Here is a 15,759-nt window from a genome sequence, read left to right as displayed (position 1 = left end):
GTGGAAACTTTACTTACGTGGTGAATTCGTTTTCGGATGTCAGGCTGCGGGAATTGCTGTCGGTCCCTCCTTTGGCGCTTCCTGCTCGATGGCTTTCGTGACACGCTCAATCATGCTTTCAAGCGATTCATCGGGCAAAAAGTGCATCGGTGCTTTGAAATGTACGGTTAGCTTCGTGTTTCTTTTCTTAAACCGTAGACCTTTTTTATCAAAAGCCCTTCTGAAACCATTGATAACAACGGGAATTACAATGGGTTGGTGGTCTTTGATCAAATGTGCCGTTCCTTTTCGAACAGGTGCATAAGGCTTCGTGGTTCCCTGCGGAAAACTCACGACCCAGCCGTGCTTCAGTCCCATTCCGATCTTATCCTGAGCATCATTATCCAGCTGCCTTTTTACATTCTCACCATTGGCACGCCAGGAACGTTCAATGGTGATTGCGCCGCCTATGCTGAATAATTTGGGTAAAATCCCTTCTTTCATGGTCTCTGAAGCGGCTACGTAATAGCATCTTGCACGGGGAGAAAACAAGTAGAACGGAGGTGAAATGGTGTCTTTGTAGCCCCACTTGGTTGCACAAAAAATATGGTAAAAAGCAATTACGTCTGCAAAGTAAGTTTGGTGGTTGGATAGGAAAAGCACCCCGTTATCCGGAAGTTCGATAAGCTGGTCGCTGCCGGTTATTTCTATTTTATTGACAGCCGTATATCTGTAATAGGTAAACCATCCGATGATGAAGATAATGATACGCTTGAAAATCAGATAGTTGCCGAAAGGATCCTGCTCGAAAATACCCATAAAGTCAAATCGCACCAACCACGCAGGCAACAGGCTGAAAGTACTTTTTTTCGGATGCATAGTGTAAATGTAATTTCAGTTGTCCTTGCTGAACCGGCGTCTGCCTCAATGAAAATTTTGTACCAATTTGGCGTAATTTAGATAATTAGCACAGTTAATATAAAATATATTTAGTTTGCACTGCATCCGGTTTTTTTGCCGTAAAACATTGGCATGATTCTTTCGAATATTCCACAGACGTTAATTTTTGAATAACTCTCTCGTAAAGCTTCTTTTTTAATTTGTATGAAAATGAAATTTCAATTTCACATTCTTGTGTGCCTCATAGGTGCAGGTTTCCTGTCGGGCTGTTCCAAAAATCCGGTTACCGGCAAAAAGGAAATCATCTTTATGTCGAAGGAAAAGGAAATAGCGCTTGGCGCCGAATCCCACCCGTCGATCGTGGCTACAATGGGCATTTATGACGATAAGAACCTGCAATCCTTTATCAATGAGAAGGGAAAAGCAATGGCTAATATCTCTCACCGCCCCGATTTGCCGTACCAATTCTTCATCGTGGACTCGCCGGTTGTGAATGCATTTGCTGTGCCTGGCGGTTACGTATACTTTACTAGGGGTATCATGGCACATTTCAATAATGAGGCCGAGTTTGCAGGTGTTTTGGGTCACGAAATCGGGCACATTACCGCACGACATTCCGCTCGCCAGCAAACGTCGCAGATCTTTGGTCAGGTAGGATTAATGGCCGGAATGGTGCTTTCAGAAACCGTTCGCGGGCTTGCAGATCAGACGCAGCAGGCGTTGGGCTTATTGCTCCTGAGTTACAGCCGGGAGCACGAGTCGGAGTCGGACAAAATTGGCGTTGAATATTCCAGCAAGATTGGTTACGATGCACACCAGATGGCCGATTTCTTTGGCACATTGAAAAAAATCAGCGAGAAGAGCGGACAAACGATCCCAACCTTCCAATCGACCCACCCGGATCCGGGCGGCAGACAATCGAAAGTGGAAAAGCTGGCGACAGAATACCAGAAAGAGCATCCGGCGAAGTATAATGTGAACCGCGATGCGTATCTGCGCAAAATCGAGGGCATCATTTACGGAACGGACCCAAAGCAGGGATTTGTAGAAAACAATATGTTTTACCATCCTGAATTGAAGTTCCAGTTACCGGTTCCAAGTGGCTGGCAATACGAAAATTCACCTGCACAGTTCCAGATGGCTGCCAAAGATGGCAAATCAATGATGCTGTTTATGCTCGCTCCCGGAAAATCGCTGGAAGAAGCCAGTGCAGCGGTGATCAAAAATTATGGGTTGCAGGTTACTGAAAATGAAAAAACGACCATTAATGGTAATCCTGCGCTTGTCATGATTGCAACACAAGCAGCTCAGACGCAAAGTGGTCAGCAGGCAGCACCTACGGCAAATTCCATACAGGTGGCAACGTGGCTGATCCAGTATGGCGGTAATATTTATGCTATTCACGGCGTATCGCAAGCTGCGAACTTCGCGGGAAGCATGGGGCAGTTCAAGTCGGTTGCGGGTGGCTTTAAATCTGTTACGGACGGAAGTATTCTGAACCGTCAGCCAGACCGCATCAGGATCAAAACCGTGCAACGCGATGGTTCTTTAAAGGATGCACTAAGAGATTTCAATCAGCAAGACAAGCAAATGGACGACCTCGCGATCATCAACGGCATGTCGCTTTCAGATAAAGTAACGAAAGGCACGCTGATCAAAACGCTGAGTAAGTAATCATTTATTTGTTGTCAAATCGATTTGAATGTTGGTGGAATAATGCGTTATGTTTTTATCTCTTTTTTCAAGGAGACTGATCGTGTAGGGCTTTTTTAAACCTCCAACATTCAAAAAGAAAGAGTATAGCTGCGCTGTATTGCCAACGTCAAACAATTTCCCTTTCAGCCAAAAGGATCGCAGACCTTTGTTCGCATTTCTCAGTAAAGGAAATAACAACTGAAAGCGGGCATTTTTTAAAACGACAAAATCAAAGTCGCCGGGATGCAGGGAGTTAGCGCAGCTCATACAATGTACATAATCGAGATCCGAAATCTTTATCGCTTTACTGGCCCGTTGATCAACAGTTGCTTTTTTTAGGGCTTGACTTATCTTTAAAAGTGACAGTGTGGTTTCAGTATCAGGCTGAAAAATCGTCCTAGTCGGTGCCCGCGCAGTTTGGGAGAGTTGTTGTGTATTAAAATAGTAGGCCAGCGTCTGGTCACTGAAAAGATACATGCTGGACAGATTTTTCTGAAATATCAGCAGCCAAGCAAAGATGCTTGCAGCCAGCATGATTGTGGAAATGCGCTGAAATACTTTGGGGAACAGGAGTTGAAATAAGCAGACATTAGCCAAAATCAACATTGTTGGATACAGTTGGTAACGACTGGAAATCATTGCGGAATAGTCGCCAGCATCCATTCGGTTACAGGCTAGCGCTAAGCCTGAGAGCATAATAAAAATGTTCACCTCGACCAACACAATCATTAGACTATCTTTTGCAGTTAATAACTCGTTATAGCAAAAAATTGGCAGCAAATGGCGCAGGGCATGTAGTGATAATAAGGCGGATGCCGCAATAGCGGCGAAACCAAGCACTATTACGATGCTTACATCTGAAAGTGACTGGTGAATAACAAGTCCTTGTCCAATGAAAGTCGTCAGGCCGAGTAATATTTCAAGTAATGTATCCGTGCTGGCATTCGTGGCATGAGATTCAGCGCCAGCCTGATACTGATAGAAGTATGTCAAAATGGTGACGAAAAATAGCAGAATCCAGATTGAAAGGTCTTGCCATCTCCTTTGAAGAAACAGCGAAATTCCTCCAATCCCAAGGGCGATAAATCCATTTCCCGAAGTATAGCACATCAGCCCGCCTACCGCAAGGGCAACCCACCAAATCTTCCTGGACTTGCTGACAAGCATCGAAAATAGCAGCAGGTACAAAAAGTGGATGGTTATATTCTGAAGTGCCGCCATTGCCCATAGCGAATTTTCATGATACTGAAATTGAAACAGCATCCAGCTTGCAAAGACGCTGATCCATATAGACATAGAAGCCTGGCGCTGCCAAGCCGCGACAATGAACCAAATCCCGATCAGAGGCAAATTTCCCAGAAAAATTAAAAGGGTGTAAGAAAGCTTATCTTGAATCAGATAGTTAAGCAGGAAGATAATCCTGGTATAAAACAGCCTGTGTTCATTAAGCTGGCTAAAAAGAATGTCGAGGAATGCTGGCAAAGAAGTTTTATTCATCATTTGCTCGATTTCAAATTGGATAATGTAGTCGTCATAAACCGGCAGATTCCAGTGCAGGAAGCTTATTACAATGGTATAGCATGTGACAGGAACTAGTATCAGGAATAAACAGACCATTCGTGTTACCCTTCCGTGATTGCTTTTTAATAAAATCATGATCCTTTCCCCGTTTGATTATGCCGCAATCGGGGGAAGGAATTTCATTCAAAAGGCTAGCAATAGAGAATCCGGTGAGCATCTGGCGCGTATCAATTATTTGCAGGTAAGTCGGGCTTACTTTAATGCATAAACTATTCGCACATCGGAAAACTTTTCTGTTATTCATTTGGTTGATATGTCAACGTAATATACATTTGCACCATGAACACAACACAGCCTAAATTCTTTGCGAACATAAAAGAGGACATGAAAAACTCCCTGCAATTCAAGTTGGGGGTCGTGACGAAAATTGTTTTTAAGAAAATGAATGCACAACTGGTGCAGGAAGGCATCCCGGTCCTGGCCGAACAGTTACCTATATTAATGGTTGTATATTTCCAGGAGCACGCTATGACGCAGCAGGAAATTGCGAATCTGCTGCAAAAGGATAAAGCAGGAATTCAGCGTTCTGTGCAAACATTGCATAAGGATGGCTTTTTAAAGATAGAAAGCGATATTGAGGACAAAAGAAAGAATCTGGTCACACTGACGCCAAGCGGAAAGTTTGTTTGCGAGCGTATTCAGGCCATGGTTATTGCTTTTGACAATCGCGTGATGGAGCATTTCACGGACGAGGAACGCAAAACATTCATAGGTTACCTGGATAGGGTAGCGGCCGTGGCAGGAGAATAAAATTTTTTAAATAAATAGTTGATATATCACCAGTAGACATATCAACGAGATACAGAATTAGCCTTAAATAATTAATAACCAGAAAAGATGAAAAGTAAATGGATCATAGCAATGCTGGCATTCGTTGCCACGGCCGGGCCTAGCTGGGCGCAAACCCGCCTGAGCCTGAAAGACTGCATTGCTTACGGGATCAAGAACAACGGCAATGTGAAAATTGCGCAGTATAAAGAAAGCATTGCCGTGCAACAAGGGCGCGAGGCATTGGCAGGTTACCTGCCGCAAGTGGCGGGAAATGGCGCGCTGGACGACAACATTAAGCTGCAATCGACGGTTTTACCGGGAGCGCTTTTTGGAGGTGAAGACCGCCGCGTTGCGCTGGGAACGAAATACTCGACCAACGTTTCCGCACAGGCAGATCAGGTAATTTTTGACCAGGCATTGCTGGTTGGAATCAAGGCAAACAAGCCTAACCTCGAAAATGCTGCCCTGAATGCGCAGAAGACCAAAGAGACGATCATTTTTAATGTTACCGATGCTTATTATCAGGTTTTTGTAACGCAGGCGCAGATCGACCTTTTGAAAGATAACCTTGAAAAAACGCAGCAGATCCTGGGCACATTGCAGTTGCAACTGGATAACGGCGTCATCAAAAAAGTGGATTTCGATCGCACGCAGGTGAGTTTGAATAACATTAAATCGCAGCTGACATTAGCAGAAAGCAATTTAATCCTTTCCCAGAACCAGCTGAAATTTCAAATGGGCATGCCGCTGGCCGAGCAACTTGAATTGACCGACAACCCATTAAGCCAGCCTTTCAAATTGGTAGAGCCCGAGAAATTTGACGTGGCGAGTCTGACGGATTTCAAAATCCAGAATGTGAACATGCAGCTGCAATCATTGGAAAAAGAACGGATTAAGGCAGGTTATCTTCCCAAATTGTCTGTTTACGGCCGTTATGGAATGCAATCCCTGGGCCAGAATCTGGGCGAATCCTGGGGCAACTGGTTCAGTTTCGGTGCCATAGGCGTAAAATTGTCTATCCCGATTTTTGACAGTTTCAGAAGAGATGCACAATACAAGCAGGCTGATTTGAATCTTTTGACACAAAATGAACAGCTGAAATTGAATGTTCAGAACTACGAACTTCAAAACCATAATGCTACCACACAACTTCAAAAAGCCAAATTAAACCTCGGCAATGACGAAAGTAATGTGACGCTGGCCAAAGAAGTTTACGACGTTACCACATTGCAATACAGAGAGGGAACGGTGCCGTTGTCGGATCTGCTGAACGCGGAAACATCTTACAAAGAGGCCCAAAGCAATTATATCAATTCCATGCTGAGCTATTATCAGGCCAAATTAGGCATTGAACAGTCGCAAGGCACGCTTAACAACTTTTATTCAACACTGCCATAAGCTTACCATGAAAAGAAAACTCATCATCATCGGCTCCATTGCAATCATCGGGATCCTGATCGGCTTCCGCCTGGTAGCCAATAAATCCAAGATGGACGCCAAGAAAGTAATGCCGGATAACAAAAATGTGACCATTCCGGTGACCGCTGTTTCAGTAAAAGAAGGCAGCACCGACCAGCAGTTGGTCCGCACGGGAAGTCTTATCCCGTTCAAACAGGCAGAAATTATGGCCACTTCGGCGGGTAAGGTCCTGGCGGTGAAATACGATCTTGGAACATTTGTGTCACAAGGCGCAACGCTCGTGAAGGTGGATAGCAAATTAAAAGAGCTCTCATTGCAAGCCACCGAGCTCAATATCAACAAATTGAAAAAGGATACGGATCGCTATAACAAGCTTCTGGCAGGAAATGCAGCAACGGAAGTGCAGGTGAATGACACCAAATACAACTACGAAAATGCCTTGAACCAGGCCGAGCAAATCAAGCAGCAGATCAATGATGCATCCATCGCAGCGCCGATCAGCGGCCGCGTGATCAAGAAGAACATTGAGCCGGGTGAATTTGTGAATGTAGGAACTTCATTGGGAACGATCCTGGACGTGTCGCGCCTGAAAGTGCAGGTAATGATCTCCGAAAATGATGTTTATAAATTGAAAGAAGGTCAGCACGTGAAAGTTGGATCGAGCATTTTTCCCGATAAAAAAATCGATGGGGTGATCTCTTACATTGCGCCTCAGGGCGACGAATCGCACAATTATCCGGTGGAGATTGTGATTAAAAATTCAAGTCAGTTGCGTGCAGGAACATTTGTAAGTGTTGAATTTAGTCAAAAAAGCAGCCAGCAGGCATTGCTTATCCCGAGAAGTGCATTGGTAGAAAGCGTTCGCAATCCGTATGTATACACGGTTGAAAATGGGGTTGCCAAACAACGCAAAATCCAGGTAGGACGCGAATTGGGCGATAATATTGAAGTTTTGTCGGGTCTTAAATCGGGCGAAACGGTGATCACAACCGGCCAGATCAACCTCAGCGAAGGTGCGGCGGTAAATGTTACCAAATAGTTTTCATCAGTAAACGAATCAAGAAATGTCAATCACCGAAGTAGCAGTAAAAAGACCGCTCTTCATCATAGTAGTATTCACGGTGTTGATACTATTTGGTGTGATCAGCTATAAACAATTGTCTTACAACTTGTTGCCCAAATTCGAGGCTAATGTTGTAAGCGTTATGACGACTTACCGCGGAGCCGCTGCGGACGAAGTCGAAACCAATGTTACCAAGCACATCGAAGACGCCGTTTCGGCGATCGAGGGTTTGGATCAGATCAATTCCACTTCTCAGGAAGGCGTTTCCTCTGTAATTATCCAGTTGAAACAAGGCATCAGCGTCGATCTGGCACAACAGGAAGCGCAGCGTAAAGTAGAGCAGGTTATTTCCTTGCTTCCCGACGATGCCGACCGCCCTGTGATCAACAAATTTTCAACCGACGAAATCCCGGTTTTGAGAATGGGTGTAACGGCCAATATGTCGCCATCAGCACTTTACGATTTGATTGATGACAAACTGAAACCGCAGCTTTCCAACGTAACCGGTGTAGGCCAGGTGACCATTATTGGGGGAACGGAGCGTCAGATTCAGGTCAATATCAGTCAGGATAAATTAAAAGCATATCGCCTGTCGATCGCGCAGGTTTCTGCTGCGATTAATAATGCAAACACTTCATACCCAGCTGGTCAGGTAAAAACGCAGGAAGATCAGCTTTCGATCCGTTTTGATGCGAAACTGACCACTGTTGAAAACCTGAGAAATGTGATAGTTGGCCGGAACAGCACTGGCGGGCAGGTCTTTTTGAAAGACATAGCCGAAGTGTACGATGGCACAGCCGATGCAACTGCGGTAAACCACATTAATGGAGCGCCCTCAGTTGCCTTGCAAATCCAGAAACAATCCGATGCCAATGCAGTGGATGTGAGTAAGCTGACCCGCGAGCGTTTGACGACTTTGGAAAAACAATATGCTTCGTCCGGTTTGAAATTCAACATTGCATCCGACCAATCCATTTACACATTGGCCTCCGCGGATGCCGTGGTTTTTGACCTTGGCCTGGCCGTTTTGATCGTGTCGATCGTAATGTTAATGTTCCTGCATAGCTTCCGGAGCTCGATGTTTATCCTGGTAGCATTGCCTTCGTCGATGATCCCGACCTTCATTTTGATGAGCCTTTTAGGTTTCTCACTCAATTTAATGACCTTAATGGCGCTTTCGCTGGTGGTTGGTATTCTCGTCGATGACTCGATTGTGGTTTTGGAAAACATCAACCGCCACATGGAAATGGGCAAAAGCAGATGGCAGGCCGCATTGGACGGACGTGCAGAAATCGGTTTCACAGCCCTCGCGATCACATTAGTGGACGTTGTGGTATTCGTGCCGCTTGCATTAACTTCCGGTTTGATCGGTAACATTCTGAGAGAGTTCTCGCTTGTGGTCGTATTCTCGACATTAATGAGCTTGTTCGTTTCCTTTACATTGACACCGCTTTTGGCTTCGCGTTTTGGTAAAATAGAAATTTTAGATAAAAACACACTTTGGGGACGCCTTAACCTTGGTTTTGAAAGGTTTTTGGATCGGATCAAAGACGAATATGGCCGCATGCTGACCTGGGCTTTGGGTCACAAAAGATATGTTTTCATTCTTGCCCTGGTGTTGATCGTTGGCTCCATTGCTTTGGTTCCGGGCGGTTTCATCGGAGCAGCATTCATGCAGCAAAGTGATCGCGGCGAGTTGAATGTGTCCATTGAGCTTGCGCCAACAGCATCGGTTTACCAAACCAATCAGGTTGCTCAGAAAGTTGAAAAATTATTGTTAGGCAGAAAAGAAGTGACCAAAGTGTTTACCAATGTCGGTTACAGCAGCACAGGTTTGGGAACAACTTCCAATAGCAACATTGCCGACTTAACTGTTCAATTGGTTGATAAAAAGGACCGTACATTATCCTCAGAAGATTTTGGTACACAAATTCAAAAAGAGATCCTGCAAATCCCGGGTGTAAAAGTTACGGTTGCACCTACTTCCATCACGGGTAACGCCAACCAGGCGCCGATCCAGGTAGCGGTAAAAGGGACCGATATGCCTACGATCCGTAAAGTTGCCGCGCAAGTGAAAGAAGTGGTAGCATCGATACCGGGGACCGCGAACGTGGATTACTCCGTTGATGATCCGAAACCCGAAGTAGGCGTGTCATTGGACCGTGAGAAAATGTCGCAACTAGGCATCAACGCAGCCGAAGTAGGCGCAGCATTGCAAACTGCATTCCGCGGCGACGACCGTTCGAAATTCAAAGAAAATGGCAAGGAATACGACATTATGGTCACATTAGACCAGTTCAACCGTTCCAGCGCCGACGACATTCGTCATTTGAGTTTCGTAAACAGCGCAGGACAAGCATTCGAACTTTCTCAATTCGCCACCATCAAAGAAGGAATGGGCGAAAGCGTCCTGCAACGCATTGATCGTCTGGGTTCTATCAGCATTAACTCACAGGTAATCGGCCGTCCATCCGGTTCCATCGGAGCCGACATTCAAGCCAAAATGGCTACTGTAAAACTCCCCGAAGGCGTATTCATCGAATACCGCGGTGACCTGAAAAACCAGGCCGACGCATTCGGCAGCCTGGGCCTGGCACTCGTACTCGGCATCGTGCTTATTTATCTGATCATGGTAGCCCTTTACGAAAGCACGATTTACCCATTCGTCGTACTATTCTCGATCCCGGTGGCACTGGTAGGCGCATTGACAGCATTAGCATTAACCATGGAAAGCCTAACCATCTTCTCTATCGTCGGTATGATCATGCTCCTGGGTCTGGTAGCCAAAAACGCCATCCTGATCGTCGATTTCACTAACCAATTAAAAGAAGAAGGTCACGCATTAAAAGACGCATTAATCGAAGCCGGCAAAGAACGCCTCCGCCCGATCCTGATGACCACCATCGCCATGATTGCCGGTATGCTCCCCATCGCCCTAGCCTCAGGCGACGGCGCCGAAGTAAAAAACGGCATGGCCTGGGTAATTATCGGTGGTTTGACGAGCTCATTGCTGCTAACGATATTCCTGGTTCCTAGTGTGTATTATGTTGTGGATAAGGTAAAGGAGCGGTTCGCGAACCGGAAGGCTAAGAAGCAGAGGAGGCAGGAGTTGGTTTTGGAGGGGTAGCCCTTCGGCTCCGCTCAGGGTGACAGAGAGGGGAGGCAGAGAGTATCTCTCTTTGTCACCCTGCTATCCTTAGCAGAGCGACAGGACGTCACCATCTAGGCGCAACGCCTTTCCATGACTTCCCTCCCCCTGTCACCCTGAGCGGAGCCGAAGGGCGTCACCAGCTAGGCACAACGCTTTTCCATCCGGGTCCTCCCTTCGGCCGCCCGGCGGGCCGTTCCGCTCAGGGTGACAGGGCATAGAACATCTCTCAAACGACTCCAAGATCGGTCCAGCTACTTATTTTTGCAGTGTGTTAAATTGCGACATGCTGCCAACAGCTTCAATTCCTCCCAGCACGCCTTTATCGCCGCCTCCTTCTTCTTTCTACTCCACTTTTTCACCTGCTTCTCAAAAGCAATTGCATCATTTATATATCCAAATTCCCGAAAAAACACCAGCTCAACCGGCCTTCTAGTAAACGTATAACAAGTAACATTACGCCCATTAACATGCTCCGCAAAACGTCGTTCCAGGCAATTCGTAACCCCGGTGTAATAACTCTCATCAGAGCATTTCAAAATATAGACATAGTAAATTCTCATATCCCCAGCGTGTTTAGATTTACATCTTAGACGCTGGTTTTGATTTTAAGTCACAAAAAATGGCCAAAAGCAAAGTGCCCAGGCCATTTCAAATGAAAACACATTAGTTATTAAGCCGCCTTCATCGCTTCAATCCTCTGACAGAAAAGCAGTAAGTCACGAAAAGTATAAAAGATGTTGAGTTTGCGGGGATTGAAACCTGTTTCGTCTTTGATTTAAAACTTTTGCTTGCTTGAAATATTTTGTTCGGTTTTTGGAATGCCTCTTGACCTGGATTGACGATTTATTATTTGCGTGTTTTGATCCGCTTTAAATGTTTCCTCCACTGTAATGAACTGAATAACCGGCGCTTTACCAACCAGCAATGCCAGCTCAATCAGCTTCGAAATGGTAAAGTTGAAATTGCCATTAAGAATTTGGGAAACGTATGAAGGCGACACTTTCAATTTTTCGGCTACTTGCTTCTGAGTCAGATGATGCTCCTGCATGTAAGTATTCAGAAGATTGAACACTTCTATCTGGGTTTTTGTAAGCCAATAGTCTGGATTATTTACCAGATCTTTTCCCGTTACCATATGATTAATTTTGAATGCCTTGTGAATGAATCTCTTGTATCAGTTTGCCTAAATGCTTTAAATCCAATTTCTGACCATTCTTTTTACCTGCCAGAACAATAACCTTACCTGTCTTTTCCAGCTTGATAAGATAGTATCTCAGACTGGCACTTTTTGCCTCATAAACTTTCAAAGATGTGCCCGGCAACTTCAAAACTCTATACAATGTTTTTGGAAGTATTGAAAGATTGCATGCCGCTTCTATGGTGGCGTAAATCTTACCAATATCTTTTCCAAATGTTCCTTCTAATAAAATAAGTTTCTCAAACTCGTCAACCTGACAACTATTATCAATTATTAACTTGTAAAGTTTAATTCTTGTGTTCCCTACAGCAATTGACTTCCTGATACTGAATTTGGACATAAAGTTAAGTTATAACTTAATTAAATGCTAGACACTCATATTTTTTGCGTAATGTAATGTGCAGAAGTATGTGATTACTGACATAAAGAGAGATCAATTATTGTGCGGCTGGCATCGATGAATGAACGCAAAAATCCGGAGTTTGCTGGTTGTGGCTAATGTGGCGGTCTAGATTGATTTCCAAGCTATATCTAAACCAATCCTAGTAATAGTTACCAACCAAAAATCACAAATTTCCCGACCGAAATCACTCTATACCGGGGAATAGACCAAACTGTCCGCACATTCATTCAAATCGATTAAATCGAAATCCAAAGCCTTGTTTTGTAGCCGATAATAAAAACAAATGTTTAACTACAACCAAAGTAAAAATGAATCTTGTACAAAAATTACCAATTGGCTTGGGCTTGGCCTTTTTAATGATGATGAGCAGTTGCTCGAAAGAAGATACACTACAACCTGGAACGGTTGTTACAAATGAGAGCTCAAATCTAAGAGAGGGAGGACCGGTTTTCTCTGCATATTATCTTCCATCTACAGACGGCCCAACTTGTATTGGTTGCGCGCCTAAAAAATGGAAATTAGGAGATCCCGCGCGAGACGCTACATCTAGCTTGACAGCGTACGGGGGTAATCCTTTTAAAAAGTGGGTTCAACCGTTGTCAGAGCCCTCAACAGGTCCTGGGTCAATCTTAACAGTAGTAACTGATGCACAAGGTAGTGGGCAAGCTAGCGCCGACATGGAAAATTTGATAAAGGGCAAGAAATACAAACTTACCTTTAGTATATCTACAACCAGCATTCAAGAAGCCGGTCGCGCAAGCCATTTTGCTTCACATGCTTATTTATCGGTAAAAGACAATGCTACTACTCCATATGTTAATAAATATGTGATAATTAATTTGGATAAGACTAATCAATGGATCACTAAAACAATTGAATTTGAAGCGAAGGACAATAAGCAATCTGTAAATTTGCTCACCTACAACTTACTGACAGAAGCAAATTTAACGTATACAAATTTTCACGTTGGTCCAGATGCGGTTCAACAAATAAACTAGGCAGCTTGTATTAGGCTTGCTTATAAATCCGAATCATCTAATGTGGATTTATAAGTTCTGGTCACTTCCACCTATCCCCCAAAAACTTCATCCAATATCCACCCACAACCGACCTTGCTCTAAATCCAACCGACTTCCCATCTACCGTCTCATGCCAGTCTGAAAGTGGAATACGGTCGGGGGTTTCCATTGCATATTTGTAAACCGGCTTTACCAGCGCTTCGAAATCTTGCTGGTTGGTGGCTAATGTGGCGGTCCAGATGATCCAGTCGGATTTGGTGTAGGTTTTGCGGCTGTCAAGAGGGAGGCCGAAGGGTTTTTGTTTGGTGAGATAATATTTGATTTCTTTTTCGGCGACTGTTTTTGGGAATACATTGAGGTTCAGGAGGTCATCCCAGACGAGGTTGTATTTTTGGCTCCATGAGTTTTTGTTGTCGAAGGTTAATGCATAATGATCGCCGCTGTCAGCTAGTTGCATCCATTTTTGGGCAAATTCTTTTACCAGGGCATTTACTTCGGTGGCTTCTTTTGTGTCGCCCAGTTGCTCGGCCATTTTTGCGTAGGAGGCTAAGCCCATAATGGCCTTGATCGATAAGTTGGCATTGCGGGCGAGATGGCCGGCGAAGTCATCGGTGCAGAGCTGGTTTGCAGGGTCGAAGCCTTCTTTTTTAAGATAATTGGCCCAGGTTGTGAGGACTTTCCAATGCTTTTTGGGGAAATCAATGTTGTTTTCGGCTTTGCAAATGGCGTAAGTGAGCGTGAGCATGTTGCCGGATTCTTCTACGGGCATGTCTTCGCCGTAAGTCTGGCCGTTTGCAAGTGGGTAAGTGCCAACGTCATGCGCCGCGAACGGTTTGGTCCATTTGCCGCTTTCGGAATAATAGAAAATGGGTTCCATCATGCCTTTTAGCAAGGTTGGGTTGTAAAGCAGGAACAATGGCGCGGATGGATACGTGATGTCAACCGTTCCAATGGAGCCATTGCTAAAATTTTCTTTGGATAAAAACAACGGCGCGCCCGAAGGATCAGCAACCAGCTTATGTGCGGAAATAGCTTGGCGGTAAGCCAGCACACAAAGATCGGCATATTGTTTTCCGCCTGCTTTCAATGCATCCTGATAAATCATTTCGTCCGTTGCCTCACATTCTTTCATGATTTTGGCAAAATCTGTTTCTGCGTTTTGCAGCTCATTTTCGATGGTTTTATTCCCTTCTTTGTTCCACCATGGCCGGAGATTTTGTCCAAAATACTGGACAGAATATTCATCGTCGTAACCGATAATAGCGTGTACGGATTGACTTTGCGAACCAATTTTACTGTCAAACGCAAGCACGTAAGCCATCGATCTCGTATCTGCATTCGCCGCCTCCCGCTGGTTTGCCGTGACAAAACCGCTTTTTGCAAACATTTTAATCACTTCTTCTGACGGACCAAAACCGGAGCTTTTAACAAACCGGTGCGGCGCGGATAAAAAGGCGCGGCCCCAGTCAATGCGGACGTCGTCACCTTTGCGGCCGAGCAATTTCGGTTCGGTATTCGCAAGAGACAACATTAATAAGCCATCCGGGGCTCCCCGCTTTCCTGCGACCTGCTGGCTTGCATCATTTACCGCCCATAGTCCCGAAACCGCATTTAAAATTTCCACTTCATGCGTCTTTCCATCCGTAGACGCAACATCATAAACCACATAATTTAAAGGCCGGGAAATGAGGTTCAGGTCTTTCAGGATCAATGGAGCCACAAAACGCGCTTTTAATTGAATCGGCCCAGCCACGAAATCATAAATCGTTTGGGTTGCCGTCATATTAAAACCGGTTTGTTTTGCAAGCTGGATCACATCTGCGCCTTTTGGCGCGATTTCGTCTGCCAAGCCAATGTCGATATAGCCAGGGCCGGCGCCGTTTTTGCAGTAGGCGGCCAGGATATTTTTGCCTTTTTTGAGGGACTTTCTTGCTGAGGCACTCATTGGTTTGAACTCATAATCGCCTGTGTAGCAAGGGGCGCAGTCAAAAGCGGGAACGCCGTTGATGAAAACCTGGACATCGTCGTCGTGGAAAATGTTCAGGGTTGGTTTTTCGAAATCAGCGGCTGTTAATGTGAATTCGCGGCGATACCAGATCTCCTGAGGAAACTCGGTGCCTCCCCGCAGCATGGCATCGTTACGATCTTTCGTCCCGAATGGCGCAGGGCCTTGTTTCCAGGTGCTGACGTTATAACCTTCTTTATACCACCAGTTTGGATCCGGTTTTATGGTTGTGAATTTGGCTGTATAGGGTGCTTGTTTGGCTGTTGGCAATATCGTTTTCATCTCCGGCGTGGGTGCGCCCATAAAGCGGTAAGTCTTTCCATCCACCCGGATCAGCCCGTCCATCGGATGCGGCTTACCCGTCCAATGCTTCGTTACAGAGCCATTCAGCTCATTCCCAAACGACCAAACGCTGGTATAAGGATCAATTGTAATTAGCGGAACGGCAGGCGGCCGGAAGGTTTGGGCAAAACTAGAAAACGCAGCAAACAGAAATAAAATCAGCAGCCAGGGTTTAGACATTGGGATATTAGGCTTGTTAGGAAATAAAAAAGGGATCAAATTGATCCCCTAAA

12 protein-coding genes are annotated in these 15,759 nt (G+C 45.1%); 6 read left to right on the top strand and 6 right to left on the bottom strand.

From position 1 onward, the window contains the following. Nucleotides 1–39: 39 nt before the first annotated feature. The gene (locus NFI80_RS16670) at nucleotides 40–858 is read right to left on the bottom strand and encodes a lysophospholipid acyltransferase family protein (RefSeq protein WP_235165292.1); all 819 of its coding nucleotides are present in this window, start codon (nucleotides 856–858) and stop codon (nucleotides 40–42) included. A gap of 225 nt (nucleotides 859–1,083) precedes the next feature. On the opposite strand from NFI80_RS16670, the gene NFI80_RS16665 reads away from it, so the two are divergent. Then, nucleotides 1,084–2,553 carry a M48 family metalloprotease gene (locus NFI80_RS16665; RefSeq protein ID WP_235161296.1) on the top strand — a complete coding sequence of 490 codons (1,470 nt, stop codon included), beginning with the start codon at nucleotides 1,084–1,086 and terminating at the stop codon, nucleotides 2,551–2,553. Here NFI80_RS16665 and NFI80_RS16660 read toward each other — a convergent pair whose 3' ends face one another. Then, nucleotides 2,554–4,230, bottom strand: a complete 1,677-nt coding sequence (locus tag NFI80_RS16660; protein WP_235165291.1) for a hypothetical protein — start codon at nucleotides 4,228–4,230, stop codon at nucleotides 2,554–2,556. It abuts the gene before it with no gap. 249 nt (nucleotides 4,231–4,479) lie between these two features. Between NFI80_RS16660 and NFI80_RS16655 the strand changes: the two genes are divergently transcribed. The 4 genes from NFI80_RS16655 to NFI80_RS16640 all read left to right on the top strand — a co-directional run bounded on the left by NFI80_RS16655 (nucleotide 4,480) and on the right by NFI80_RS16640 (nucleotide 10,535). Continuing rightward, nucleotides 4,480–4,905 (top strand): MarR family winged helix-turn-helix transcriptional regulator, encoded by a 426-nt coding sequence (locus NFI80_RS16655; protein ID WP_252172068.1) that lies wholly within the window; start codon nucleotides 4,480–4,482, stop codon nucleotides 4,903–4,905. Between the two features lie 87 nt (nucleotides 4,906–4,992). Continuing rightward, nucleotides 4,993–6,324: a TolC family protein gene (locus tag NFI80_RS16650; protein ID WP_233794921.1), complete on the top strand. Its 1,332-nt coding sequence runs from the start codon at nucleotides 4,993–4,995 to the stop codon at nucleotides 6,322–6,324. 7 nt (nucleotides 6,325–6,331) lie between these two features. After that, nucleotides 6,332–7,384 (top strand): efflux RND transporter periplasmic adaptor subunit, encoded by a 1,053-nt coding sequence (locus tag NFI80_RS16645; protein ID WP_235161300.1) that lies wholly within the window; start codon nucleotides 6,332–6,334, stop codon nucleotides 7,382–7,384. 25 nt (nucleotides 7,385–7,409) lie between these two features. Continuing rightward, the gene (locus tag NFI80_RS16640; protein ID WP_235165289.1) at nucleotides 7,410–10,535 is read left to right on the top strand and encodes an efflux RND transporter permease subunit; all 3,126 of its coding nucleotides are present in this window, start codon (nucleotides 7,410–7,412) and stop codon (nucleotides 10,533–10,535) included. 275 nt (nucleotides 10,536–10,810) lie between these two features. Here the strand turns inward: NFI80_RS16640 and NFI80_RS16635 are convergent, their stop codons facing one another. The 3 genes from NFI80_RS16635 to NFI80_RS16625 all read right to left on the bottom strand — a co-directional run bounded on the left by NFI80_RS16635 (nucleotide 10,811) and on the right by NFI80_RS16625 (nucleotide 12,097). Continuing rightward, nucleotides 10,811–11,119 (bottom strand): GIY-YIG nuclease family protein, encoded by a 309-nt coding sequence (locus NFI80_RS16635; RefSeq protein WP_235165288.1) that lies wholly within the window; start codon nucleotides 11,117–11,119, stop codon nucleotides 10,811–10,813. Between the two features lie 215 nt (nucleotides 11,120–11,334). Further along, the gene (locus NFI80_RS16630) at nucleotides 11,335–11,694 is read right to left on the bottom strand and encodes a helix-turn-helix domain-containing protein (RefSeq protein ID WP_235165287.1); all 360 of its coding nucleotides are present in this window, start codon (nucleotides 11,692–11,694) and stop codon (nucleotides 11,335–11,337) included. Nucleotides 11,695–11,698: 4 nt separating this feature from the next. Further along, complete coding sequence (locus NFI80_RS16625; protein WP_235165286.1) at nucleotides 11,699–12,097, bottom strand: hypothetical protein; 399 nt, start codon at nucleotides 12,095–12,097, stop codon at nucleotides 11,699–11,701. 371 nt (nucleotides 12,098–12,468) lie between these two features. Here NFI80_RS16625 and NFI80_RS16620 point away from each other — a divergent pair, with 371 nt between their 5' ends. Beyond that, complete coding sequence (locus tag NFI80_RS16620) at nucleotides 12,469–13,158, top strand: hypothetical protein (RefSeq protein ID WP_235165285.1); 690 nt, start codon at nucleotides 12,469–12,471, stop codon at nucleotides 13,156–13,158. 61 nt (nucleotides 13,159–13,219) lie between these two features. Here NFI80_RS16620 and NFI80_RS16615 read toward each other — a convergent pair whose 3' ends face one another. After that, the gene (locus tag NFI80_RS16615; protein WP_235165284.1) at nucleotides 13,220–15,706 is read right to left on the bottom strand and encodes a glutaminase family protein; all 2,487 of its coding nucleotides are present in this window, start codon (nucleotides 15,704–15,706) and stop codon (nucleotides 13,220–13,222) included. Nucleotides 15,707–15,759: the final 53 nt, after the last annotated feature.

The organism is Dyadobacter chenhuakuii (assembly GCF_023821985.2).
GTDB classification, from domain to species: domain Bacteria; phylum Bacteroidota; class Bacteroidia; order Cytophagales; family Spirosomataceae; genus Dyadobacter; species Dyadobacter chenhuakuii.
The sequence above is the reverse complement of the archived record's forward strand: the minus strand, read 5'-3'. Positions and strand labels throughout refer to the sequence as shown.